The 25,034-nt window shown below is 64.4% G+C and carries 22 protein-coding genes and 1 riboswitch; of the genes, 14 read left to right on the forward strand and 8 right to left on the reverse strand.

Annotated features, from left to right (window positions below; all coding sequences use genetic code 11):
- Nucleotides 1–177: 177 nt before the first annotated feature.
- The 6 genes from metK (at nt 178) to metF (ending at nt 5,765) form a co-directional block, all read left to right on the forward strand.
- Nucleotides 178–1,344, forward strand: coding sequence for a methionine adenosyltransferase (gene metK / locus AC56LW_RS20435; protein WP_332531942.1), 1,167 nt, complete (start codon nt 178–180; stop codon nt 1,342–1,344).
- Nucleotides 1,345–1,439: 95 nt separating this feature from the next.
- Nucleotides 1,440–2,237 carry a PhzF family phenazine biosynthesis protein gene (locus AC56LW_RS20440; protein ID WP_499637172.1) on the forward strand — a complete coding sequence of 266 codons (798 nt, stop codon included), beginning with the start codon at nt 1,440–1,442 and terminating at the stop codon, nt 2,235–2,237.
- A gap of 30 nt (nt 2,238–2,267) precedes the next feature.
- Nucleotides 2,268–2,891: a glutathione S-transferase family protein gene (locus AC56LW_RS20445; RefSeq protein WP_499637174.1), complete on the forward strand. Its 624-nt coding sequence runs from the start codon at nt 2,268–2,270 to the stop codon at nt 2,889–2,891.
- A 96-nt stretch (nt 2,892–2,987) separates the two neighbouring features.
- A riboswitch (S-adenosyl-L-homocysteine riboswitch) is annotated at nt 2,988–3,060 on the forward strand.
- A gap of 29 nt (nt 3,061–3,089) precedes the next feature.
- The gene (gene ahcY / locus AC56LW_RS20450; RefSeq protein WP_332531945.1) at nt 3,090–4,502 is read left to right on the forward strand and encodes an adenosylhomocysteinase; all 1,413 of its coding nucleotides are present in this window, start codon (nt 3,090–3,092) and stop codon (nt 4,500–4,502) included.
- 89 nt (nt 4,503–4,591) lie between these two features.
- Nucleotides 4,592–4,948 carry a phage holin family protein gene (locus tag AC56LW_RS20455; protein WP_332531946.1) on the forward strand — a complete coding sequence of 119 codons (357 nt, stop codon included), beginning with the start codon at nt 4,592–4,594 and terminating at the stop codon, nt 4,946–4,948.
- Nucleotides 4,935–5,765 carry a methylenetetrahydrofolate reductase [NAD(P)H] gene (metF, locus tag AC56LW_RS20460; protein ID WP_332531947.1) on the forward strand — a complete coding sequence of 277 codons (831 nt, stop codon included), beginning with the start codon at nt 4,935–4,937 and terminating at the stop codon, nt 5,763–5,765. The genes AC56LW_RS20455 and metF overlap by 14 nt, the downstream gene beginning before the upstream one ends.
- A 145-nt stretch (nt 5,766–5,910) precedes the next feature.
- Here metF and AC56LW_RS20465 read toward each other — a convergent pair whose 3' ends face one another.
- Nucleotides 5,911–6,516: a 5-formyltetrahydrofolate cyclo-ligase gene (locus tag AC56LW_RS20465; RefSeq protein WP_499637175.1), complete on the reverse strand. Its 606-nt coding sequence runs from the start codon at nt 6,514–6,516 to the stop codon at nt 5,911–5,913.
- Between the two features lie 32 nt (nt 6,517–6,548).
- On the opposite strand from AC56LW_RS20465, the gene AC56LW_RS20470 reads away from it, so the two are divergent.
- The 5 genes from AC56LW_RS20470 to AC56LW_RS20490 all read left to right on the forward strand — a co-directional run bounded on the left by AC56LW_RS20470 (nt 6,549) and on the right by AC56LW_RS20490 (nt 12,997).
- Nucleotides 6,549–8,573: a lytic transglycosylase domain-containing protein gene (locus tag AC56LW_RS20470; protein ID WP_499637177.1), complete on the forward strand. Its 2,025-nt coding sequence runs from the start codon at nt 6,549–6,551 to the stop codon at nt 8,571–8,573.
- A 150-nt stretch (nt 8,574–8,723) separates the two neighbouring features.
- Nucleotides 8,724–9,440, forward strand: a complete 717-nt coding sequence (locus AC56LW_RS20475; RefSeq protein WP_332531950.1) for a glutathione S-transferase family protein — start codon at nt 8,724–8,726, stop codon at nt 9,438–9,440.
- Between the two features lie 3 nt (nt 9,441–9,443).
- The gene (locus AC56LW_RS20480; RefSeq protein WP_499637178.1) at nt 9,444–10,541 is read left to right on the forward strand and encodes a multifunctional CCA addition/repair protein; all 1,098 of its coding nucleotides are present in this window, start codon (nt 9,444–9,446) and stop codon (nt 10,539–10,541) included.
- Between the two features lie 110 nt (nt 10,542–10,651).
- Nucleotides 10,652–12,298, forward strand: coding sequence for a diguanylate cyclase (locus AC56LW_RS20485; protein ID WP_499637180.1), 1,647 nt, complete (start codon nt 10,652–10,654; stop codon nt 12,296–12,298).
- Nucleotides 12,299–12,346: 48 nt separating this feature from the next.
- Nucleotides 12,347–12,997 (forward strand): GNAT family N-acetyltransferase, encoded by a 651-nt coding sequence (locus tag AC56LW_RS20490; protein WP_499456350.1) that lies wholly within the window; start codon nt 12,347–12,349, stop codon nt 12,995–12,997.
- Between the two features lie 101 nt (nt 12,998–13,098).
- Here the strand turns inward: AC56LW_RS20490 and AC56LW_RS20495 are convergent, their stop codons facing one another.
- The gene (locus AC56LW_RS20495) at nt 13,099–13,608 is read right to left on the reverse strand and encodes an Lrp/AsnC family transcriptional regulator (protein ID WP_183554481.1); all 510 of its coding nucleotides are present in this window, start codon (nt 13,606–13,608) and stop codon (nt 13,099–13,101) included.
- A 189-nt stretch (nt 13,609–13,797) separates the two neighbouring features.
- Between AC56LW_RS20495 and AC56LW_RS20500 the strand changes: the two genes are divergently transcribed.
- The 3 genes from AC56LW_RS20500 (at nt 13,798) to AC56LW_RS20510 (ending at nt 21,021) form a co-directional block, all read left to right on the forward strand.
- On the forward strand, nt 13,798–17,370 hold the full coding sequence (locus tag AC56LW_RS20500) for an indolepyruvate ferredoxin oxidoreductase family protein (protein WP_499637182.1): 3,573 nt from the start codon (nt 13,798–13,800) through the stop codon (nt 17,368–17,370).
- 144 nt (nt 17,371–17,514) lie between these two features.
- Nucleotides 17,515–19,128, forward strand: a complete 1,614-nt coding sequence (locus AC56LW_RS20505) for a S41 family peptidase (protein ID WP_499637184.1) — start codon at nt 17,515–17,517, stop codon at nt 19,126–19,128.
- Between the two features lie 129 nt (nt 19,129–19,257).
- The gene (locus tag AC56LW_RS20510; RefSeq protein ID WP_499637185.1) at nt 19,258–21,021 is read left to right on the forward strand and encodes a M14 family metallopeptidase; all 1,764 of its coding nucleotides are present in this window, start codon (nt 19,258–19,260) and stop codon (nt 21,019–21,021) included.
- Nucleotides 21,022–21,046: 25 nt separating this feature from the next.
- Here AC56LW_RS20510 and pqqE read toward each other — a convergent pair whose 3' ends face one another.
- The 6 genes from pqqE to AC56LW_RS20540 form a co-directional block, all read right to left on the reverse strand.
- A complete protein-coding gene (gene pqqE, locus AC56LW_RS20515; protein WP_499637187.1) occupies nt 21,047–22,219 on the reverse strand; it encodes a pyrroloquinoline quinone biosynthesis protein PqqE in 1,173 nt (390 codons plus the stop codon).
- Nucleotides 22,216–22,485, reverse strand: a complete 270-nt coding sequence (gene pqqD, locus AC56LW_RS20520) for a pyrroloquinoline quinone biosynthesis peptide chaperone PqqD (protein ID WP_499637189.1) — start codon at nt 22,483–22,485, stop codon at nt 22,216–22,218. The genes pqqE and pqqD overlap by 4 nt, the downstream gene beginning before the upstream one ends.
- Nucleotides 22,482–23,210, reverse strand: a complete 729-nt coding sequence (pqqC, locus tag AC56LW_RS20525; RefSeq protein ID WP_499637191.1) for a pyrroloquinoline-quinone synthase PqqC — start codon at nt 23,208–23,210, stop codon at nt 22,482–22,484. Before pqqC ends, pqqD begins: the two co-directional genes overlap by 4 nt.
- Nucleotides 23,207–24,124 (reverse strand): pyrroloquinoline quinone biosynthesis protein PqqB, encoded by a 918-nt coding sequence (gene pqqB, locus AC56LW_RS20530; RefSeq protein WP_499637289.1) that lies wholly within the window; start codon nt 24,122–24,124, stop codon nt 23,207–23,209. The genes pqqC and pqqB overlap by 4 nt, the downstream gene beginning before the upstream one ends.
- Before the next feature lie 91 nt (nt 24,125–24,215).
- Nucleotides 24,216–24,356: a pyrroloquinoline quinone precursor peptide PqqA gene (pqqA, locus tag AC56LW_RS20535; RefSeq protein WP_499571611.1), complete on the reverse strand. Its 141-nt coding sequence runs from the start codon at nt 24,354–24,356 to the stop codon at nt 24,216–24,218.
- Between the two features lie 143 nt (nt 24,357–24,499).
- Complete coding sequence (locus AC56LW_RS20540; RefSeq protein ID WP_499637193.1) at nt 24,500–24,943, reverse strand: SixA phosphatase family protein; 444 nt, start codon at nt 24,941–24,943, stop codon at nt 24,500–24,502.
- Between the last annotated feature and the right edge of the window lie 91 nt (nt 24,944–25,034).

The following is a 25,034-nucleotide window of genomic DNA, read 5'->3' on the forward strand; positions in this document are numbered from 1 at the left end:
GTTGGGTAGCGGACGCCACGCGCGTTTCCACACCAAAATTCCAAGGAAGCGTAAAATACCACTTTATGCAGGATCCGCCGAGTTAACAGACAACTTGCGAAGCGGAATATAAATGTCGCTAAAGCGTCGCAGGCTCAGTTTGCTGCGGCAGAATTATGACCCGTAACAGGAGCCTTCATGTCGAACGACTACCTCTTTACCTCTGAATCCGTTTCCGAAGGCCACCCAGACAAGGTGGCTGACCAGATTTCCGACGCCATCCTCGATGCGATCCTGACCGAGGATCCAACCGCCCGCGTCGCTGCAGAAACGCTGTGCAATACCGGCCTCGTCGTTCTCGCCGGTGAAATCACCACCCACGCCAACGTCGACTATATCAAGGTCGCACGTGACACCATCAAGCGCATCGGCTACGACAATACCGATTTCGGCATCGACTACAAAGGTTGCGCTGTCATGGTCTGCTATGACAAGCAGTCGCCGGACATCGCCCAAGGCGTCGACGAAGGCAAGGGTATCGACCTCGACCAGGGCGCCGGTGACCAGGGCCTGATGTTCGGCTATGCCTGCGATGAAACGCCAGAGCTGATGCCAGCTGCCATTTACTACGCGCACCGCCTGGTCGAGCGCCAGTCGCAGCTGCGCAAGGATGGCCGCCTGCCATGGCTGCGTCCGGATGCCAAGTCGCAAGTCACGCTGCGCTACGTCGATGGCCGCCCGGTGGCCGTCGACACTGTCGTGCTTTCGACCCAGCACCATCCTGACGTGACGCACGCGCAGATCGAAGAAGCCGTCATCGAAGAAATCATCAAGACCACGCTGCCGCGCGAGTGGCTCAAGGACACCCGCTTCCTGGTCAACCCGACCGGCCGCTTCGTCATCGGCGGTCCGCAGGGCGATTGCGGCCTGACCGGCCGCAAGATCATCGTCGACACCTACGGCGGCGCAGCCCCGCACGGCGGCGGCGCATTCTCGGGCAAGGATCCTACCAAGGTCGACCGTTCCGCTGCGTACGCCGCCCGCTATGTGGCCAAGAACATCGTCGCCGCCGGCCTGGCGCGTCAGTGCCAGGTGCAGGTCAGCTACGCCATCGGCGTGGCGCGTCCGATCAATATCACCGTGTACACCGAAGGCACCGGCGTGATCCCGGACGACAAGATCGCAGCGCTCGTCAACGCGCACTTCGACCTGCGTCCGAAAGGCATCGTCCAGATGCTCGACCTGCTGCGCCCGATCTACACCAAGACCGCCGCCTACGGTCACTTCGGTCGCGAAGAGCCGGAATTCACGTGGGAACGCACCGACAAGGCAGCCGAACTGCGCGCAGCGGCCGGCATCGCCTGAGTTCCTGGCGCGCACACCGCGACCGCACACTGAGCCCCAAAAATTGCCCTGCAGTTTTTGGGGTTTTTTCTTGCCCATTGCACTACAAGGACGCCATGCAGGTACTACCCATCTACCAAGTCGATGCCTTCACAGACCGGCTGTTTGGCGGCAATCCGGCCGCCGTCGTCGTGCTGGACGCGTTTCCCGACACGGCGCTGATGCATGCGATCGCTGCCGAAAACAACCTGTCCGAGACGGCGTTCCTGGTACCGCATGACGGGCAGTACCGGCTGCGCTGGTTCACCCCGCTGGTTGAAATGCCGCTGTGTGGCCATGCGACGCTGGCGAGCGCGGCGGTTGTCATGGAACGGCTCGAGCCCGGTCGTACCGAGGTCGTGTTCGACACGGCGAGCGGTCCGTTGCCGGTGCGGCGTTCAGCAACCGGCTATGTACTGAATTTCCCTGCTCGCACACTCGTGCCGGTGGCGGCACCGCCCGGCCTGGCGGCGGCCCTGGGTTGCCATCCGCACGAACTGCTCGACGTCCTCGACGATGGATTCGGCTATACGGTGGTGCTGGCAGACGCACGGGCCGTGCGCGAACTGGCGCCGGACTTCAATGCCATCAGGCGCCTGCCACGGCCTGGCCTGGCCGTGACGGCGCCCGGCGATGGCGACTACGATTGCGTCAGCCGCTACTTTGCCCCGGCCAAGGGCGTGCCGGAAGATCCCGTCACGGGCAGCGCTCATTGCGCGCTTGCGCCATACTGGGGCGAGCGGCTGGGCAAGACGACACTGCGCGCCTTCCAGGCATCGCGCCGCGGCGGCGAACTGGCGTGCCGGCTGGTCGACGGCCGCGTCGAGCTCGAAGGTGGATGCGTGTTGTATCTCGAAGGCCGCATTACCGTCTGAATTACCCGCTTTCATTTCACAGGAACCCCCATGCTCAAAATTCTCGGAAAAGCTGCCTCGCTCAACGTGCGCAAGGTCTTGTGGACCTGCAGCGAACTGGATATCCCGTTCAAGCGCGAAGACTGGGGAACTGGCTTCCAGTCTCCCCAGCAGGAAGCCTTCCTTGCGCTCAACCCGAACGCGACGGTGCCGGTCATCGTCGATGGCGACTTCGTGCTGTGGGAATCGAACGCGATTTGCCGCTACCTGTGCGCCAACAGCGCCGAACAACACCTGTTGCCGCCCACGCCCCGCGCCCGCGCGCTGGTCGAGCAATGGATGGACTGGCAAGCCACCGAACTGAACAATGCCTGGCGCTATGCGTTCATGGGACTGGTGCGGGGCAGCCCGGCGCACCGCGATCCGGATCAGATCGCGGCCAGCATTGCGAGCTGGCACCGGCATATCGGCATCCTCGAACGCCAGCTGGCCACCACTGGCGCCTACGTCACGGGTGCGCAATTCTCGCTGGCGGACGTCGTGATCGGCCTGTCGGTCAACCGCTGGCTGCTCACGCCGATTGAGCGGCCACACTATCCGGCCGTGCTCGCTTACATGGAACGCCTGAATGAACGTTCGGGATTCCGCACGTTCGGCGCTAACGGCGAGCCGTGAAGCCCGAACCGCCGGCCGCCGGTGTCGGGTCACGCCGTGTACCGGTGCTCGTCCAGGCAAGCATATCCATTGCGGATCAGGCGTGCTAAACTACTTCGTTCCGAGGAGCGTTGCGACTGAAAGACTTCTTTCAGCCAGGCTCGGATATCAGCAACTGCGCTCACGTTACTTTTTTCTAATCATTGAAAGGAGGGCGTGATGAACGCCGTACTCAAAGAAACTGCCGACTATCTGGTCGCCGACATTTCCCTGGCCGCCTGGGGCGAAAAAGAAATCCGCATTGCTGAAACCGAGATGCCGGGTCTCATGGCCATTCAGGAAGAATACGCTGCCACGCAACCGCTCAAGGGCGCGCGCATTGCCGGCTCGCTGCACATGACGATCCAGACCGCCGTGCTGATCCGCACGCTGGAAGCACTGGGCGCCACCGTGCGCTGGGCATCGTGCAACATCTACTCGACGCAAGACCACGCTGCCGCGGCCATCGCCTCGGTCGGCACGCCGGTGTTCGCCGTCAAGGGCGAAACCCTGGACGAATACTGGGAATATACCCACCGCATCTTCGAATGGCCAGGTGACAGCCACGCCAACATGATCCTGGACGATGGCGGCGATGCCACCCTGCTGCTGCACCTGGGCGTGCGCGCTGAAACCGATATCTCGGTGCTCGACAAGCCGGGTTCGGAAGAAGAAATCTGCCTGTTCAACGCAATCAAGGGCCGTCTGGCACGTGATCCGAAGTGGTACTCGAAGCGCCTGCCAGAAATCAAGGGCGTGACCGAAGAAACCACGACCGGCGTACACCGCCTGTACCAGATGCACCAGGACGGCAAGCTGGCCTTCCCGGCCATCAACGTCAATGACTCGGTCACCAAGTCGAAGTTCGACAATCTGTATGGTTGCCGCGAATCGCTGGTCGACGGTATCAAGCGCGCGACTGACGTCATGATCGCCGGTAAAGTGGCTGTCATCGCCGGTTACGGTGACGTCGGCAAGGGCTCGGCCCAGGCCATGCGCGCGTTGTCGGCGCAGGTGTGGGTTACCGAAATCGATCCGATCTGCGCACTGCAGGCGGCGATGGAAGGCTACCGCGTCGTGACGATGGATTACGCCTGCGAACACGGCGACATCTTCGTTACCTGCACCGGCAACTACCACGTCATCACCGAGCAGCACATGCTCAAGATGAAAGACCAGGCCATCGTCTGCAATATCGGTCACTTCGACAACGAAATCGAAGTTGCCGCGCTCAAGAAATATGAGTGGGACAACATCAAGCCGCAGGTCGATCACGTCATCTTCCCTGATGGCAAGCGCATCATCCTGCTGGCCGAAGGCCGCCTGGTGAACCTCGGTTGCGGTACGGGTCACCCGTCGTACGTGATGAGCTCGTCGTTTGCGAACCAGACGATCGCCCAGATCGAACTGTTCATGAACACCGAGCAGTATCCGGTGGGCGTGTACACGCTGCCGAAGAAACTGGACGAAAAAGTCGCGCGCCTGCAACTGCGCAAGCTGAACGCCCAGCTGACCACGCTGACCGACGAGCAAGCCAAGTACATCACGGTGAGCCAGGACGGTCCGTACAAGCCGGAACACTACCGCTATTGATCAGTCCCTGACTGTGCAGTAGTCTCCGTTGTCATGTGAAACGCCTTTCGGGGCGTTTCGTTTATCCAATTCCACGAAAGTCTGTAACGATGCGCCTGTTAATCACCTGGCTGATCAATGCCGCGGCCCTGATGGCCCTGCCTTACCTGATGCACTCCGTCGAAGTCTCGAGCGTCGGCACCGCCCTGATCGCGGCGCTGGTGCTGGGCCTGGTCAATACGCTGATCCGGCCCGTGCTGGTGCTGTTGACGCTGCCAGTAACGCTGCTCTCGATGGGCCTGTTCATCCTGGTCATCAATGCTGTGCTGTTCTGGCTGGTGGCGAACGTGGTGGGTGGTTTTGAAGTGGCCGGTTTCTGGTCGGCCTTCCTGGCAGCCATCCTGTACAGCATCATTTCGTGGGCGCTTTCTTCCTTGCTTCTCTCCGACAAAGATGGAAACTCCTGATTTCAGTATCGAGTTCTTCCCGCCCAAGACGCCGGAAGGTGCCGAGAAACTGCGCGTGACGCGGGCCAAGCTGGCCGAGTTGCAGCCCAAGTATTTCTCGGTGACGTTCGGTGCCGGCGGCAGTACCCAGCAGGGTACGCTGCAGACGGTGCAGGAAATCCAGGCCGCCGGCCATGAAGCTGCGCCGCATCTGTCGTGCGTGGGCGCCACGCGCGAGTCGATCCGCGCCGTCCTCAAGCAGTACCAGGACAGCGGTATCCGGCGCATCGTGGCGCTGCGCGGCGACTTGCCGAGCGGTTACGGCGGCGCCGGTGAATTGCGCTATGCCAGCGACCTGGTCGAATTCATTCGCCAGGAAACCGGCGACTGGTTCCGCATCGAAGTGGCGGCCTATCCCGAAATGCACCCGCAGGCACGTTCGCCGCAGGACGACCTGCAAGCGTTCGCGCGCAAGGTGAGCGCCGGGGCCGACGCCGCCATTACCCAGTACTTCTACAATGCCGATGCGTATTTTTCGTTCGTCGACAATGTGCGCAAGCTGGGCGTGACGGTGCCGATCGTGGCCGGCATCATGCCGATCACGAACTACATGCAGCTGATGCGGTTCTCGGACATGTGCGGCGCGGAGATCCCGCGCTGGGTGCGTCTCAAACTGGCCAGCTTTGGCGACGACAGCGCGTCGATCAAGGCCTTTGGCCTGGATGTCGTCACTGGCTTGTGCGAAAAGCTGCTGGCCGGCGGTGCGCCTGGTCTGCATTTCTACAGCATGAACCAGGCAGTGCCGACGACGGCGATCTGGCAGCGGCTCAGGCCTTGAGCGGCTGCGCTAATGTGATTTGAACGCGTGGGCGGCGGAGCCGACTGCGCGTCCCGGCCCACCCTACGCTATCGTGATCTGCTAAGGGTAGGGTGGATGGCTTGCCGTCCACGCGTTCAACCCACCTTCGATATGCCCGGTTACATCACGCCTCGGTAATCACCCGATCGAGCGGCACATCGTGCGCGTCGCCGACAAACTCGACCAACTGGCACGCATACGCGATGCCCACCGTGCTCGGGCGCGGCTCGGGCGCCAGCGTCCGGTCATAAAACCCGCCGCCATATCCCACGCGATATCCCAAAGCATTGAACCCCAGGCACGGCACCAGCAATGCCGGCGGCCGCGCCACCATGCGCAACTCGGCTGGCACCGCCACGCCCATCCGGTCGGCTACGGTCGGCTCGCCCGGCTGCCACTCGGCAAATTCCAGCGCCGCATGGCGCGCCACGACCACGGGCAGCGCCAGTCGTACGCCTGCCGCCGCCATTTCCGCGTACGCTGGACCCAGGTCCGGCTCGCCCGCGAGCGGCCAGTAGACGGCCAGCGAGGCGTGGGGATTGGCTTGCCACCACGCCAGCACCCGCGCGCCGATGCGCTGGTCCCATGCGGCTTTCTGTTCAGGATCAAGCGCACGCCGGCGTGCCTTGAGTGTGTCGCGCAACAACGCCTTGTCTTGATGTGGTTGCTGTAGAGCACTTGTGTCTGGGTGCGGCACGGAGGCGCGTGGTATTCTTGGTTCGCCGGTCATGGTTTCAATGCAGCGTATTGTGAGAGTGGTAGATGTTTCAATCGAAATTGCCTGTCGGCGTGTTGCCGGCTGCTATTGCCCTTGTTCTGAGTCTGGCGTTTGCGCCAGGCGCAGCGGCCCAGGAAGACCCGGAAGCACCCGCGCCCGAGGTAGCACTGTCTCCCGTTCCGGCGGGTGCGCCCACAGTGGCGGGCGCCGCCAGCCGCGCCGACGACGACAACTTCATGTTGCTGCGCGAAGCGGCGCGTCAGAACGACGAAGCACGGGCCAACGCCATTGCGTCGCGCCTGCCGGTGACCAATTACCCGTTGGCGTCCTACGTTGACTATTATCGTCTGAAACCGCGCCTGCGCGATGCCATCCAGGACGAGGTGCTGCAAGTGCTGCGGCGCCACGAAGGCACGGCGGTGGCTGAACAGCTGCGCGCCGAATGGCTGATGGAGCTGGGCAAGCGCCGCGAATGGAACACCTTTGAACGCGAAGCGGGCACGCTGGCCCAGTCAGGCAGCCTGCCGATCCGCTGCTACGCGCTGCTGGCCAGGGCCGAGCGCGGTGAGCGCGTCGCCGACGAAGCGCGCGTACTCCTGAAAACCCCTGCCGGCTATGGTGACGCCTGCGGCGCACTGATTGCGCAGCTGGTGGCCAATGGCCAGTTCACCGAAGCCGATCTGCTCACGCAGCTGCGTCTGGCGGGTCTGGACAATGCCAGCGGCCCGGCGCGCCGCGCTGCCGTCTTGCTTGGCTTACCCGAAACCCGCGCCACCCAGGCAGTCGACCTGCCCGCCGTGGCGATGGCGCGCGGGATCGGCAACAGCCGCGCCGAGCGCGAACTGTACCTGGTCGCCGTGGGCCGCATGGCGCGCACCACGCTGCGCCTGGCCGTGGCTGGGCTCGAAAAGAACAGCGCTCAATTGACGCCCGAAGAACGCGCGATCGGCTGGGCCAATGTGGCGCTGGCCGCCTCGATCGTGCTGGCGCCCGAAGCGCACGCGTATTGGGAACGGGCGAATGGCGCGCCCCTGAGCGACTTCCAGATGCAGTGGAAAACACGCATGGCGCTGCGCCGCGGCGACTGGAAAACCGTGCGCACCACCATTGAGACGATGCCGCCGGCCCTGCGCGTCGACTCGACCTGGGTCTACTGGCTCGGGCGCGCGCACCAGGGCGAAGGGCGTCCGGCCGAGGCGCGCGCGCAGTGGCAGAGCATTGCCGGCCAGACGACCTTCTATACCCAGCTGGCGCAGGAAGAGCTGGGCAACCAGGTCGTCGCGCCGCCCCCGATCGCGCCGATCACGGCCGCCGAACTGGCTCAGGCCACGGCGAACCAGAGTCTGCAGCGGGCCATCAAATTCTACGATCTGCGCCTGCGCGCCGAAGGCAACCGCGAATGGAGCTGGGGTCTGCGCAATCTGTCCGAACGCCAGTTGCTGGCCGCTGCCGAGCTGGCGCGCCGCAACGAGCTGCTCGACCGCATGGTCGAGACATCGCTGCGCACGCGCACCGAGTTCAGCTATGACCAGCGCTTCCCGGCGCCGCACCTCGACGTATTGCGGCCCACGGCCCAGGGCCTGAGTCTCGACAAGGCCTGGGTGTATGGCCTGATCCGGCAAGAGTCGCGCTTCATCCGCGATGCACGGTCGGGCGTGGGCGCATCGGGCCTGATGCAGGTGATGCCAGCCACCGGCAAGTGGGTGGCGGCCAAGATTGGCCTGAACAACTTTGTCACCAGCATGCTCAACGACCTGCACGTGAACATCACGCTCGGCGCCAACTACATGACGATGGTGCTCAACAATTTTGAAGGCTCGCAAGTGCTGGCCACGGCCGCCTACAACGCCGGCCCGAGCCGCTCGCGCACCTGGCGCAGCCGGCTCGACGCGCCAATGGAAGGGGCGATCTTCGTCGAAACCATCCCGTTCACCGAAACGCGCGGCTACGTGCGCAACGTGATGGCCAACGCCACCAATTATGCGTCGATCTTCGAAGGCAAGCCGCAGTCGCTCAAGGCGCGCCTGGGCACGATCACGCCGCGGCCATCCACGTCCGTGCTGGATTGACAGGCTGACCAGGCCGCGGTTCGCCCGGTCGCCGGGCGAGCGCCTTGACAGCCGTGGCATTGGGCCGCAAGCTGATGTCGATTACCGCAGCCGTCCCGGGCTTTCATGCGCCGCCCGGGACGCCCTTCGCCACGTACCCGACGAGACCCCATGCAGACCATCGAACGCGACCCGATTCTCACGCACACCCTGGACCAGACCCGCAGCCCCGGCTTGACGCTCATCATCGGCAACAAGAACCTGTCGTCATGGTCGATGCGCCCCTGGGTCGCGGCCATGGCGTTCGGGATTCCGTTCACTGAAATCAAGGTCTTGCTCGACCAGCCCGATACGTCCAACGAGATTGCCCGCTACTCGCACGCGGGCCGCGTCCCGGTGCTGCTGGCCGGCGAAATGACGGTGTGGGACAGCCTGGCGATCACCGAATACCTGGCCGAGCAATTTCCTGACAAGCATATGTGGCCGCAGGACGTGGCGGCGCGCGCGCTGGCGCGCTCGATCGTGGCCGAGATGCACGCCGGCTTCGGCGAACTGCGCAGCGCCATGCCAATGAATATCCAGGCCCGCCTGCCAGGCCGCGGCCGCACGCACGGCGCGCAGGCCGACATTGGCCGCGTCTGCGAAATCTGGGAAGACTGCCTGTCGCGCTTCGGCCATCACCAGTTCCTGTTCGGCGCGTTCTCGGTTGCCGACGCTTTCTATGCGCCGATCGTGCTGCGTTTCCAGACCTATGGCGTGATGCTGGCCCCGGCGCTGCAAGCCTATTGCGAGCGCGTGCTGGCCCATCCGGCCGTGGCGCGCTGGGTGAACGAAGCGATGCTGGAAAACCACCCGACGCCGTTGCACGACGCCGATTTGCCGGAGTAAACAATGCGCAGTTATGTTGTCGGCGGCGCCGTGCGCGATGCGCTGCTCGGGCTGCCGGTCAAGGACCACGATCACGTGGTCGTGGGCGCCACGCCCGAACAGATGATCGAGGCCGGCTTTCGCGCCGTGGGCAAGGATTTTCCGGTCTTTCTGCACCCGAAGACGCACGAGGAATACGCGCTGGCGCGCACCGAGCGCAAGACCGCGCCCGGCTACCACGGCTTCGTGTTCCATGCGGCGCCCGATGTCACGCTCGAACAGGATCTGGTGCGGCGCGACCTGACCATCAATGCGATGGCGCAGGGCGAGGATGGCGTGATCGTCGACCCGCTGGGCGGCCAGCGTGACCTGGAAGCGCGCCTGTTCCGCCACGTGTCCGACGCCTTTGCCGAAGACCCGGTGCGCATCCTGCGCGTTGCGCGCTTTGCCGCGCGCCTGCCCGAATTCAAGGTGGCGGGCGACACCAATGCTCTGATGCGCCAGATGGTCGAGGCGGGGGAGGTTGACGCCCTCGTGCCCGAGCGTGTCTGGCAAGAGCTGGCGCGCGGCCTGATGGAACGCCAGCCGTCGCGCATGCTGGTCGTGCTGGACGAGTGCGGCGCGCTCGCGCGCCTGTTGCCCGAGCTCGACACGCAAGAGCGCACGCTGCGCGTCATCGACACCGCCGCGCAGCAGGATCACCCGCTGGAGATCCGTTTCGCGGCCCTGATGCGCGACGCTGGCACGGCGGCCGTCGAGGCGGTGTCCAAGCGCTTGAAGGTACCCAATGAATGCCGCGACCTGGCCCTGATGACGGCGCGCGAGCATGGCGTGCTTGCGCAGGCACGCGAACTCGATGCCGACGCGCTCGTCACGCTGTTCGAGCGCAGCGATGCCTTCCGCAAGAGCGCGCGCTTTGTCCAGATGCTGCTGGCCACGCGTTGTCACGCCAAAAATACTGAACACGACCCGGCAGGGGACTGGCTGCTGCAAGCCCTTGGCGCGGCGCGTGGCGTGGACGCCGGCGCCGTGGCGGCGCGCTGCGACCAGCGCGACCGAATTGCCCAGGCCGTACACCAGGCGCGCGTGGAGGCAGTGGCTGCCATTTGTAATAAAGTGTGAAAAACCGCTCTGTAGAGCGTCACAGTTACATGTAGTTACACCCTGCGTACAGTGTGGGCCAGCGGTTTGTTATTCTTCCACATGGTCAATTGTTGCGTTGGAGAAAAACGATGTTCAGGATGCTGGTACGGCGGGTAGGGAGCTGGCTACGGCGCCGCCGCCTGTTATTGGCGAGCCTGGCCGTCGTATTGATGAGCGCGCTGCTGGTCTTTCTGTACACCCGCACCGAGGTGATCGACCCCGAAGTGCGCAGCAACGTCCTGCTCAACCTGCGCGAATTCGAAAAGCTCGACGCCGAATGGGACGCCAACCTGCTGCGCGCCCACACCGGCCGCGCCAGCGTCCGGCCCGACCTGAGTTCGCAACTGCCGCGCATGCGCATCCTGATGGCGCGTCTGGAGCAAGCCGCGCCACTGACCGGCAGCCGCGCCGCCACCGAGGCCTGCGCCGATCTGCGCACGGCGCTGCGCAACAAGGAAATGCTGGTGGCCGAGTTCGCGCGGCACAATCCGCGCCTGCGCGCAGCGCTGCTGCACATGCCACCGGCGGTGGCCGACCTCAAGACCGAAATTTCCGGCATCGAAGGCGCGCTGGCACCGGCCCAGTTCGTCGTGCGGCTCGATACGACCCTCAATGCGCTGCTGACCGACATCCTGCGCTACAACATCGCCCCATCGCCCGCGCTGGCCAGCCGTATCGAAGAAATCCTGGGTAATGTCGCCGCCCAGGAGATCGCCTTTTCGCCCGCCGTCGTCGACAAGATGGACGCCGTGATCCTGAGCAGCCGCGTGATCCTCGAAAAGCGGCCGCTGGAAAACCTGCTCGAAGCGCAGATCGCTGCCGTCGGCAGCGACATCGTGCTCGACCGCCTGGAGCAGGAATTCGAGCGTTCGTTCACCACCGTGCTGCTCGAGCGCCAGCGTTTTCGCGGTTACCTGGCGGCGTATTCCGGCCTGTTGCTGGTGCTGCTGGCCTATGCTGGCGTGCGCCTGCGCCGTAGCTACCGCATCATCGGCGTCGTCAACCGCCGCCTGCAGGCGGCCAACGAAACGCTTGAGCAGCGCGTGGCCGAGCGCACTGCCGAGCTGCAGGCGCAGTCGGTCCAGCTCGAGCGCCTGGCCCAGCACGACAGCCTGACCGGCCTGATCAACTACCGGCAACTGACCCGCCTGCTCGAACGGGCGCTGGCCCGCGCCGACCGCCGCGACAGCGTCGTGGTGCTGATGTTCATCGACCTGGACGGCTTCAAGGCAGTCAACGATACCTGGGGCCATGCGACCGGCGACCTGGTGCTCAAGACCGTGGCGCACCGCGTGCAGGCCAGGCTGCGCGCCGAAGATGCGCTGGCGCGCCTGGGCGGCGATGAATTCGTTATCCTGCTCGAAGACGTGACGTCGCGCGACGGCGCGCTGCGCGTAGCGCGCCTGGTGCTGGCCGAAATCGAATCGATCACCGAGGCCGATGGTCATGCCATCAGGATCTCGGCCAGTATCGGCATCGCCAGCGCGCGCGGCCAGATGGGCGCGGCGCGCGGACAGGAAGCGTTGCTGGCCGAGGCCGACCAGGCCATGTACGCCGCCAAACAGGCTGGCAAGGGCCGCTTCGTCGTCAGCGAGCAGGCGCAGTGGCGCGACGAAGACGAGCCGGCAGGGCCAGCGCCGGAGCAGGCGCGGCGCGAGCGTCCGAAGGAGGGCGCCGTCGGCAGCACTGGTACGGGCACAGGGACAAGCAAGGCAGACGCCGACCGGATCGGCTAAGATTTACGGGCGACATCGACTGGTTGTCGCGCACGGGAAGGTGGGAACATGCTGGACAATCCATTACGCCGCTGGTTACAGGGCTTGCGCGGCAAGAAGGGGCAGCCGCCGGTCCTGGTCAAGGAATTGCACGAGCGCGACCGCCGCCGCGTGCTGCGCCATCTGCTCGCGCTCGACAAGGATGACCGCCTGCTGCGCTTTGGCAGCATGATGTCCGACGACGGCATCACGGCCTATGTCGGCAAGCTCGATTTCGAGCGCGACATTGTCTTTGGTGTCGTGAGCAATGTGTTCCAGCTGGTGGGCATGGGGCACCTGGCGTTCGCGCCGACCGAAGGGCGCACCGGCACGGCCAAGGCGCAGGTGGCCGAGTTTGGCGTCTCGGTGTCGGCCTCGGCGCGCGGGCAGGGCGTGGGCACGCGCCTGTTCCAGCGCGCGGCGATCCACTGCCGCAATTCGGACGTCGACACGCTCTACATGCAGTGCCTGACGTCCAACAAGACGATGATGCATATCGCAAAGAAAGCCGGGATGGTCGTCACGCGCGAATACGGCGAGGCCGATGCCCACCTTGAATTGCCGCCGCCCAGCCCGGGCAGCGTGATGGCCGAGGCGTTGGAGGAACAGTTCGCGGCGATCGATTACACGGTCAAGGCCAACACGCGGGCCGCGGTGAAGTTTTTCACGCCGAAAAAGTAAGCTATCGCGTAGGGTGGACGCGGCCGGCGAGGCGGCTCTGCCGTCCACGCGTTCAACGTCGGTCAACGCACCACCTCCTACGAGCGGCGGCGCAACCGACCTCACACCAGCGGCATCGCCGTCGTTTCCTTGATCCGCTGCAGCGCAAAGCTCGACTTCACATCCAGCACGGCCGGATGCTTGAGCAGCGTGCCCATCATGAAGCGCGAGAAGTGGTCCATGTCGCCCACATGCACGCGCAGCAAAAAGTCCATGTCGCCCGTCATCGCATAGCAGGCGACGACTTCGGGCCAGCTGCCCACCGACACCGCGAAATCGTTGCGGGGCGACGTTGCCGGCAAGCCCGGCTGGCGCGTGGTGCTGGCCACTTCGCTGTGCTTTTCCAGGCGCACGTTCACGTACGCCAGCAGGCCGAGGCCGATCTTGTCCGAGTCGAGCAGCGCCACGTACTGGCGAATCACGCCCGCTTCTTCCAGCCGCTTGATGCGGCGCAGGCATGGCGACGGCGACAGGTTCACGCGCTCGGCCACATCCTGGTTCGACAACCGGCCATCGTTCTGCAAAATCTCCAGGATTTTACGATCTGTTTTATCCAGCTCAATCTTTGACATACCTTCCCCACGTCCGTCTTTTGTATGGCAATTTTATTGCGCAATTCAAGAAGGAGGGGGAATTGTTTGGAATTTAATGCTGGGGGGGCAGGTCTATACTGGCGCAAGACGGGAGACCACTCCCTCCAAGAAGCGAGATGCAGGAAATGCACCGCTTCCGGCAACCGCCACCAGTTTCTTGGAGACACAATGAACGCACCCCTGGACCGCGCCCACCTGGCGTCGCCGTCGCCCGCATCCGCACCTGCACAAGACATCACGCTCGACGACAAATGGACGCTCGAGCGCGGCCGCGCCTTCATGACCGGCACGCAGGCGCTGATCCGCCTGCCGATGCTGCAGCGCGAGCGCGACGTCAAGGCCGGCCTGAACACGGCCGGCTACATCACCGGCTACCGCGGCTCGCCCGTCACCTCGGTCGACCAGACCGCGATGAAGGCCAAGGCGCACCTCGACGCGCACCACGTCAAGTTCCATCCCGGCATGAACGAAGACCTGGCGGCGACCGCTGTCTGGGGCACCCAGCAAACCAATCTGTACAAGGACGCGAAGTACGACGGCGTGTTCTCGATGTGGTACGGCAAGGGCCCGGGCGTCGACCGCTGCGGCGACGTGTTCAAGCACGGCAACAACGCCGGCTCGTCGCAATACGGCGGCGTGCTGGTACTGGCCGGCGATGACCACGCGGCCAAATCGTCGTCCACCGCGCACCAGTCCGACCACATCCTGACCCACTGCGGGATCCCGGTGCTGTATCCGTCGTCGGTGCAGGAATACATCGATTTCGGCCTGCACGCCTGGGCCATGAGCCGCTACACGGGCCTGTGGGTATCGATGAAATGCGTCACCGACATCATCGAGTCGGGCGCTGTCGTCGATCTCGATCCGGACCGCGTGCAGACCGTGATCCCGACCGACTTCCAGCTGCCCGAGGGCGGCCTGAACATCCGCTGGCCGGACGCCGTGCTGGATCAGGAAGTTCGGATGAGCAACCACAAATGGTATGCCGCGCTGGCCTATGCGCGCGCCAACAAGCTCAACCGCATCATCTGGGACAGCCCGCAGCCGAAGATCGGCATCATCACCGCCGGCAAGAGCTATCTGGACACGCGCCAGGCGCTGGCCGACCTCGGCATCGACGAGCAGGCCGCGCAGGACATTGGCCTGCGCCTGTACAAGGTCGGCATGACCTGGCCGCTCGAAGCCGAAGGCGTGCACGAATTTGCACGGGGCCTCGATGAAATCCTGGTGGTCGAAGAAAAGCGCCAGGTCATGGAATACGCGCTCAAGGAAGAGCTGTACAACCTGCCCGACGGCGAGCGTCCGCGCGTGGTCGGCAAGTTCGACGACACGGGCGAGTGGAGCAACAAGAACCGCATGGGCCACGGCGACTGGCTGCTGCCGGCCACGTACGAGCTGAACCCGGCGCAGATCGCACGCGCCATTGCTTCGCGCATCGGGCACTACTGCGCCGGCCACCCGGTCGCCGAGCGCGTCGCGCAGCGCATCGCCTTCCTCGAAGCCAAAGAGCTGGTGCTGCGTAACATTCCGGCCAAGCCGAACCCGGAAACCGACCGCATCCCGTATTTCTGCTCGGGCTGCCCGCACAACAGCTCGACCAAGGTGCCGGAAGGCTCGCGCGCGATGGCCGGTATCGGCTGCCACTACATGGTGCTGTGGATGGACCGTGAAACGTCGACCTTCACGCACATGGGCGCCGAAGGCACGACCTGGATTGGCCAGTCGCCGTTCACCGACGAGAAGCACGTGTTCGTCAATCTGGGCGACGGCACCTACTTCCACTCGGGCATCCTGGCGATCCGCGCTGCAGTGGCCGCCAAGGTCAACATCACCTACAAGATCCTCTACAACGACGCGGTCGCGATGACGGGTGGCCAGAACGTCGACGGCCCGCTCGACCCGGGCATGATCAGCCGCCAGATCGCAGCCGAAGGCGTCACGCCCATCATCGTCGTCACCGACGAACCGGACAAATACCCGAGCGACTACGCCTGGGCGCCGGGCACCACGGTGCGTCACCGCTCCGAACTGATGGACGTGCAGCGCGAACTGCGCGAGATGCCCGGCGTATCGGCCGTGATCTATGACCAGACCTGCGCCTCCGAAAAACGCCGGCGCCGGAAGAAAGGCGAATTCCCCGACCCGGCCAAGCGCGCCGTGATCAACGAAGCCGTCTGCGAAGGCTGCGGCGACTGCTCGGTGCAGTCCAACTGCCTGTCGGTCGAGCCACTCGAAACCGAACTGGGCCGCAAGCGCCAGATCAACCAGTCCTCGTGCAACAAGGATTATTCGTGCGTGTCGGGCTTCTGCCCGAGCTTCGTCACCGTCGAAGGCGGCGGCCTGAAAAAGCCGAAGAAGGCTGCTGCGTCAGACGCTGCGCCACCCGTGCTGCCGGAACCCGTCATTCCATCGGTCGCCACGCCATTCGGCATCCTCGTGGCCGGCGTGGGCGGCACCGGTGTCGTGACGGTCGGCCAGATCCTGGCGGTGGCGGCGCACGTCGAAGGCAAGGGCGCGATCGTGCTCGACCAGAGCGGCCTGGCCCAGAAGGGCGGCCCCGTGATGTCGCATGTGCGCCTGGCCGAACACCAGGCCGACCTGCACTCGACCCGCGTGGGCACCGGCAGCGCCGACCTCGTGATCGGCTGCGATCAGATCGTCACGGCCAGCCGCGATGCCTTGTCGCGCATGGGTGAAGGCCGCACCTGGGCCGCCGTCAATTCGAGCACCGCCACCACGGCCGCGTTCGTGAAGAACCCGGACTGGCAATTCCCGGCCGAAGGTTCGCGCGGCGCGATCGAGCAGGCCTGCGGCAAGGCCAACGTCGAATTCCTTGACGCCGGCAGCATCGCCACCGCGTTGCTGGGCGACGCGATCGCCACCAATATGTTCATGCTCGGCTATGCGTTCCAGAAGGGCCGCGTGCCGCTGCGCGAAGCCTCGCTGCTCAAGGCCATCGAGCTCAATGGCGTGTCGGTTGCGTTCAACAAGGCGGCCTTCAACTGGGGCCGCAGCGCCGGGCACGACCTGGCGGCTGTCAGCAAGTCGGCGATGCCGGCCAAGGTGATTGAGTTCAAGCGCATGCAGACGCTCGACGATGTCGTCAAGCGCCGGGTCGAGCTGCTCACGGCGTACCAGGACGCGGCGTATGCGGGCCAGTACACGGCCTTCGTCGAGCAGGTCAGGGCGCAGGAAGCGCGCCTGGGCAAGGGCACGCGCCTGTCGGAAGCCGTGGCCAAGTACCTGTACAAGCTGATGGCGTACAAGGACGAGTACGAAGTCGCGCGGCTGCACACCGATCCGGCGTTCCGTGAAAAAATCGCCAATATGTTCGAAGGCGATATCACGCTCAAGTTCCACCTGGCCCCGCCGCTGCTGGCCAAGCATGACAAGGAAGGCCGCGCCATCAAGCAGGAGTTCGGCCCGTGGATGATGCGCGCGTTTGGCGTGCTGGCGAAATTCAAGGGCCTGCGCGGCACGGCGTTCGACGTGTTTGGCTACACGGCCGAGCGCCGCGTCGAACGCGCCCTGATCGGCGAATACCGCGCGACGGTGGCGGCGCTGCTGCCCAAGCTCACGGACGAGAACCTGGCGCAGGCCGTGGCGGTGGCCAGCATTCCGGAAGATATCCGTGGTTACGGGCACGTCAAGGAACGGCACCTGAAAGCGGCGAAGGCAAAAGAAGCGGCGCTGCTGGCGGCATTCCATGCGCCGGTGGGCGCGGCACCGCGCGCGGCCTGATGGTGTTTTGATCACGCCGGCGCGGCATACGCGCCGGCGTTGTCTGATGGATGCTTGTCGGCTTGGCATGCTTCGTTGTCGCCTGGCCTCACCTGTGACAGTTGGTGGTGTTGTGCACGAAAACCGCCGTCTATAATCATCTGCATGAGCCCGACATTTTCTCTCCCGCACAAGGCAGTTTCCGTCCGTCTGATTTCCGGCGCGCTCGCTGCGCTGTTCGCTCTCGCCGGCTGCGGCGGCGGTGGGGGCTCGCCCGGTGTCGGCGCCCGTCCACCCGTGGCGGACACGGCGCCGGTGACGCCGGCCCCGACCCCAACCCCGCCCACCAGTGGCGCCACGCCGGAAGACCTCAATCCCAACCTGCTCGGCGACGCCTACGGCACTTACTGGAACAAGTGCGCGGTGCCGCGCACGGGCTTTGACGCCAGCGGCAAGGCATATCCCGATGTGCAGGGCACGCTGCTGGACGAACTCAAATTTTTGCGTGCCTGGACCAACCAGTACTACCTCTGGTACAACGAAGTCCCGAACACCTACAAGATGGCCGACTTCAAGAGCGCCATCGCCTATTTCGACGTGCTCAAGACGCCGGCCGTGACGGCCACCGGGCAAGCCAAGGACCGCTACCACTTCACCTATCCGACCGCCGAATGGGAAGCGATGCAGACCCAGGGCATCGATCTTGGCTATGGCATCACGTGGTCGCGCAACGCGAACGGCACGGCGCCGCGCACCTGGCTGATCACGGCCGTGGAACCGGGCTCGCCGGGCGCGGCCGCGGGCCTGCTGCGCGGCGACCAGCTGACGAAGATCGATGGCATCGACTTCATCAACACGACCGACGCGGCATCGATCGCGCGCATCAACGAGGCCCTGTTCCCTGAGACGGCCGGCAGCGCGCACCGCTTCACGCTGCAGCGCGGCGGCGTGCCGTTCGAAGTAACGATGACGGGCGCCGACGTGCGCATCGCACCGGTCAAGAACGTCAAGGTCATCGACACCGCGAGCGGCAAGGTCGGTTACCTGACCTTCGACACCTTCAACGCGGTTTCCGAAAAACAGCTGATCGATGCGTTCACCACGTTCCGCCAGGCCGGCGTGAACGACCTGGTGCTCGATATCCGCTACAACGGTGGGGGCCTGCTGTACCTGGCGAGCCAGCTGGCGTATATGGTCTCGGGGCCGGAGTCGACCAATGGCAAGGTGTTCGAGCAATCGCAGTACAACGACAAGTTGCCGCGCGAAGCGCCACTGCCGTTCCGCTCGACTGCGTGGGGCTTCGCTTCGAGCAACCCGGTGCGCACCGGCACGCCGCTGCCGACGCTGGGCCTGAAACGCGTGACGGTGCTGAGCACGGCCGGCACCTGCTCGGCCAGCGAATCGGTGATCAATGGCTTGCGCGGCGCCGATGTCGAGGTCATCCAGATCGGCGGCACCACCTGCGGCAAGCCGTATGGCTTCACGCCGGTGCCGAACTGCGGCACGACGTATTTCTCGATCGAGTTCAAGGGCGTCAACAACAAGGGCTTTGGTGACTTCACCGATGGCTTCGCGCCGACCTGCCAGGTCAGCGATGACCTGACGCGGCCGGTGGGCGACGAGAGCGAAGGCTTGCTGGCTGCTGCGCTGACCTACCGCGCCACGCAGGCGTGCCCGGTCTCGACCACAAGCCGCGCCCGCGTCGTGCCGATGGAAATCGTGCGTCCGCAGGTGAAGGAAATCGCGATCAGGCCAACGCCCGGCGCACCGCCGCGCTGAGCGGAACGGCCGTATTGACGGGCGGCGTGGCCAATTCGGCGCGCCGCCCTTTGTGTTTCCAGAACTTAACTTTGCGTCAAGAACACGTCTATAATCGTCGGCTTCCCTGTCACCTGCCGGAGCTTCTCGATGATTCGTTCTGCGTTACTGCTGGCCCTGCTGTCTGCATTCCCTCTGGCGCACGCCGCTACCCCCGACCTGACGACGATTTCGGAACGCTCCGGCTTCCAGGCCACCGGCCGCTACGATGAAACGATCGCGCTGTGCGCCGCGTTTGCGCAGGCGTATCCGAAGCAGGTGCAGTGCATCGACTTCGGCATCACGCCGGAAGGGCGCCCGATGAAGGCGCTGGTGGCCAACAACAACGGCGTGTTCACGCCCGCGGCCGCCAAAAAAGCGGGCTTGCCTGTCACGCTGATTCAAGGCGGTATCCACGCCGGCGAGATCGACGGCAAGGATGCGGGTTTCCTGGCGCTGCGCGAGATCCTCGAAGGCCGCGCGGGCAAGGGCGCGCTCGACAAGCAGGTGCTGCTGTTCGTGCCGGTGTTTAACGTCGACGGGCACGAGCGCTTCGGCAAATGGAACCGCCCGAACCAGCGCGGTCCGGTGGAAATGGGCTGGCGCACCACCGCCCAGAACCTGAACCTGAACCGCGACTACCTGAAGGCCGATGCGCCGGAAATGCAGGCAATGCTGGGCCTGGTGAACGCGTGGGATCCGCTGACGTATGTCGATCTGCACGCGACCAACGGCGCCAAGTTCCAGCACGATATCTCGATCCAGGTCGAGCCGGTGTACTCGGGTGACCCGGAATTCCGCAAGGCCGGCCTGGCGCTGCGCACCAATGTCATCAAGGACATTGCGAAGGAAGGCTCGACGCCGCAGTCGTACTACATGTCGTTCGTGAAGCAGGACGATCCGATGTCGGGCTTCGAGGACAGCGTGTCGGATCCGCGTTTTTCGACCGGCTACTTCCAGCTGCGTAACCGCATGGCGATGCTGGTGGAAACGCACTCGTGGAAAGAATACCCGGTGCGTGTGCGCATCACCCGCAACACCGTGGTCTCGGTGCTGAACCAGGTCGCAAAGCACGGCGCGGACTGGCAAAAGGCGGCCTACGCGGCCGACGCGCGCGCCGCAAAACTGGGCAACAAGAAGGTGGCGCTGAACTACCGCACCACCGACAAGACCGAGATGGTCAATTTCAACGGCTACGAATACACGCGCAAGCCGTCCGAAATTTCGGGCGGCCTGATGACGCGCTACGATGAAACCAGGCCGCAAGTGTGGCGCGTGCCGCTGCGCGACGAGGTCGTCGCCGATGTGGAAGTGACCGCACCGGGCGCCGGCTACATCGTGCCGGCGGCGCAGGCCGCCATCGTCGGCGAGAAGCTGCGCCAGCACGGCGTCGTGTTCCGCAAGCTGGACCAGGGCGTGGCGCGTGCCAACGTCGAGACTTTCCGCGCCGACAAGGCCACGCTGGACGCGGCCTCGGTCGAAGGGCACCAGCGCCTGACGGTCACGGGCAAGTGGATGGCGGAGCCGCGCGCGGTAACGGCCGGCTCGCTGTTCGTGCCGATCGCGCAGCCGAAGGCGCGGCTGGTGGTGGCCATGTTCGAGCCGCAGGCGCCCGATTCGCTGCTGGCCTGGGGCACGTTCAACACGGCCTTCGAGCGCAAGGAATACATGGAAGACTACGTGGCCGAGGACGTGGCGCGCGAGCAGATGGCAGCCGACCCGAAAGTGGCCGCCGAATTTGCGCAGCGCCTGGCGTCGGACCCGGCGTTTGCCAAGGATCCGCAGGCGCGCCTGGCGTTCTTCGCCAAGCGGCATTCATCGTATGACGAGCGGTTGAATCTGTATCCGGTGCTGCGCACGGATACGGCGCTGTAACCTGGTCCCTGCGGACCGACCCGCCTTACGTGTCGGTCTGCAGAAGATTGCGTGAATTCGCATTCGTGCGAAACACGATCGGCTGCTCGATCACATGGGCGTTGTCCAGCCCGGCCGGGCGCTGGCTGGCAAAGCGGATCACCTTGTCGACTTCGCCGCGCTTGGGCGACTTGCTGCAGACCGGGTCGGTCGCTGCCGCGTCACCGGCGAGCATGAATGCCTGGCAGCGGCAGCCGCCCAGATCACGTCCCTTTTCGTCGCAACTGCGGCATGGCTCCTGCATCCAGTCAGTGCCACGGTACGCGTTGAACGCGGTGCTGGTGCGCCAGATGTCGGCCAGGCCCACGTCGCGCACGTTCGGCAAATTCAAGCCGGGCAGGTCACGCGCATTGTGGCAGGGCAGCGCCACGCCGTCCGGCGCCACGCCGAGAAACACCGCGCCCCAGCCATTCATGCAGGCCTTTGGGCGGTCCTCAAAATAATCGGGCACCACGAACAGCAGCTTGCAGGCGTCGCCAATCCGCTCGCGGTATTGCGCCACCACGCGTTCGGCGTCGCGCACCTGTTCGAGCGTCGGCATCAGCTGGTTGCGATTTTTCATGGCCCAGCCGTAGTACTGGGTATTGGCCAGCTCCAGGTATTCGGCGCCCAGCGCCAGCGCCATCTCGATGATCTTGCCGACATGCGGCAGGTTATACCGATGCAGCACGCAATTCATCACCATCGGGTAATCGTATTGCTTGATCAGCTTGGCGACTTTGAGCTTGAGGTCGAACGTCTTGGTGCTGCTCAGGAAATCGTTGAGCTCACGGGTCGAATCCTGGAACGACAACTGAATATGATCCAGCCCGGCGTTCTTGAGCGCGGCGATACGGGTTTCATTCAGGCCGACACCCGACGTGATCAGGTTGCTGTAGAAGCCCAGGCGGCGCGCTTCGGCGACCAGTTCTTCGAGGTCGTCGCGCATCAGCGGCTCGCCCCCCGAAAACCCCAGCTGCACGGCGCCCAATGCGCGCGCCTCGCGCATGACCCGCACCCATTCACCCGTCGTCAATTCATTGCGCACCGCATCGTAGTTGAGCGGGTTATAGCAAAACGCGCAGTGCAGCGGGCACTGGTAGGTTAGCTCGGCCAGCAGCCAGAATGGCGGCGACACGGTCGGCGCGCCGCTGTTGGCAACATCGGTGGGCAGCATCATTCGATCCACTTGTGATGGTGGGCGTGGGCCAGCAGGCCCTCGATATCGGTGCGCAAGCCGGTGGCCTGGAATTTGGTTTCCAGGTCGTGCACGATCTGGTCGACCGTGGTCTTGCCGTCGCAGCATTTCAGGATTTCACCAGCGCTGCCATTCAGTTTGACCATGCCTTCCGGGTACAGCAGCACGTAGGCCTGCTGGGCGTCTTCCCATTGCAGGCGAAAGCGCCGGTTCAGGGCCGGTGTGGCGGGGATGAGGGAAGCGTTCATGTCGGGTAGGCTTTTTCGATGGCGTCCAGCATGGCCCACAGGATGTCCAGTTTGAACTTGAGGATCTCGAGTGCGCGCTGCTGCTGTGGCCTGGTCGTGAAATAGTCGAGCGTCACGGCCAGGCCATGGTCGACATCGCGCTGGGCCAGCGGAATCCGGCTGCGGAAATAATGCAGGCCGGCCGGTTCCACCCACGGATACTGGGTGGGCCAGCCGGCCAGGCGGTCCTTGTGGATCTGCGGCGCGAACATCTCGGTCAGCGACGAGCACACCGCCTCTTGCCACGGCGAGCGGCGCGCAAAGTCGACATACGCGTCGCAGGCAAAGCGCACCGCCGGCACCACGTGCTGGAGGGACCACAGTTCGGCGCGGGGAATGCCGGCCGCCTCGCCCAGCTGGGTCCAGGCTTCCATGCCACCCTGGGCGTCGCCCTCGTAATCGTCGTAGCCGTCGTGGTCCAGGATGCGGGCGATCCACAGGCGGCGCGTCGCGCGATCGTCGCAATTGGACAGGATCGCGGCATCCTTTTTCGGGATGATGAACTGGTAATAGAAACGGTTGGCGATCCAGCCGCGCAGCTGCTCGGGCGAGCATTGTCCGGCATTCATGCGCAGGTTGAACGGATGATGGATATGGTAGCTCTTGCCCATCGCCCGCAACTTCTGTTCGAATTCGGCGCGCGACCAGGGCGCCAACTGGTCGCTGCTATCGGGGGAGGGCGTCATACGGTGATGTCCATGCCGTCGAACGCGACTTCGATGCCGTGCGTGGCCAGTTCGGCACGCTCGGGCGAATCCTCGCGCAGGATCGGATTGCTGTTGTTGATGTGAATGAGGATCTTGCGGCGCGCCGGCATGCGCGCCAGCACCTCGATCATGCCGCCCGGGCCGGATTGCGGCAGATGACCCATCATGTGGGCCGTCTTTTTCGACAGGCCGAGCGTGATCATTTCGTCGTCGCTCCAGCAGGTGCCATCGACCAGCAGCACATCGGCCCGGCGCATCGCCGCTTCCACCGCATCGGTCATCTGGCCCAGCCCGGGGGCGTAGAACACGCGCGCACCGCTGGCGCTGTCGTGCAGCATCAGGCCGATATTGTCGCCCGGGTGCGGGTCGTTGCGGTGCGACGAATAAGGCGGCGCCTTGCTCGACAGCGGAACCGGCAGGAACGTCGTGTCGCGCAGCGGCGCAATCGAGAACGGCTGGCCGTCAATTGCCAGCGTGTGCGATTCGACGCCGCAATAATGGCCAAGCACGCGCGTGAGCGGCAGCGCGTGCGACAGGTCGGCCAATACCTCGGCGGTCGCATACAGGGGCAGAGGCGTGCCGCGCTCGCGCAGCATCAGCAAGCCGGTTACGTGGTCGATCTGGGCATCCATCAGCAGCACGGCCGCAATACCGGTGTCGCGCACGGCGCGGGCAGGTTGCAGGGCAGGTGTAGCGCGGATTTGCACCAGGATGTCGGGGGATGCATTGACCAGGACCCAGTCGATGCCATCGTCGCTCACGGCGATCGAGGATTGGGTGCGGCTTACAGCCTGGATGGTGCCGTTGCGGATGCCATCACAGTTCAGACAATTACAATTCCACTGCGGAAAACCACCTCCCGCTGCCGAACCAAGAATGCGGATTTTCAACAGCGTATCCAACCTTTCACATGGTTATCGCTGATAACCGGAGTGGCAGGTATCGATGACAGGATCGTTCATCGGTACCTGCCGGAATTAAACATCAACGGTTCAGCACGTACATGGTGATTTCAAAACCCCAACGGAAATCAATTGCTTCAGGTGTTTCCCAGCGCATGGTAAGCCTCCTAGTGAATGCATGATGGTATGTTGCGAGTGATGGTCGTCGGCTACGCGACGACATCTGATTGTGACGCAATCTTGTCGATTCTGCACGACGGCGGGCGCTGCCGTGCGGGGGTATGTACGACGGGGCCGGCGATCGCGCCGGGCCTGTCTGGAGAGCAATTAAATCGACTGGCGCAGGGGAGATGACGTGCGCTGGCCTTACGGCGTTGCTGGCAGCGACGTCAACAGCACAGTCGTCACTTTGCCATCGGCGCCATTGACCAGCTGATACACCCGGTCATACTCGTTGTCCCCAATCTCTGTCCCCGGCGCACCGCCGAACAGGCGTACCAGTTGCGGCAGCGTATTCGAGTGCCCCACCACCAGCACCGGCCCTTGCAGCGCCTTGACCTTGTCGACCAGCGCCTCTGGCCTGCCTGCGTCGTATTGCTGCACGGGCAGGCCGAGTGACGTGGACAGCGGTTTCGCCGTCTCGAGCGTGCGAGCGGTGGCGCTGCTGAAGATGGCCGTGATGCCGGCACGGTGCAGCATCGTTGCGATATTTTGCGCGCGTTGCCGGCCTTGCGGCGTGAGCGACGGGTCGTTGCCGTCGGCGGCTTTTTCGCCGTGGCGCACGAGGTAGATCATGTCTGGCTCAGCCATGGCAGCGCAGGGTGCGAGCACTGCAGCGACCAGTGCCATTTGTCCCAACAGTTGCAAGGGTCGTGTCAGGGAAAATTGCATCGCAGTCTTT

The organism is Telluria sp. LT2P80 (genome assembly GCF_059685955.1).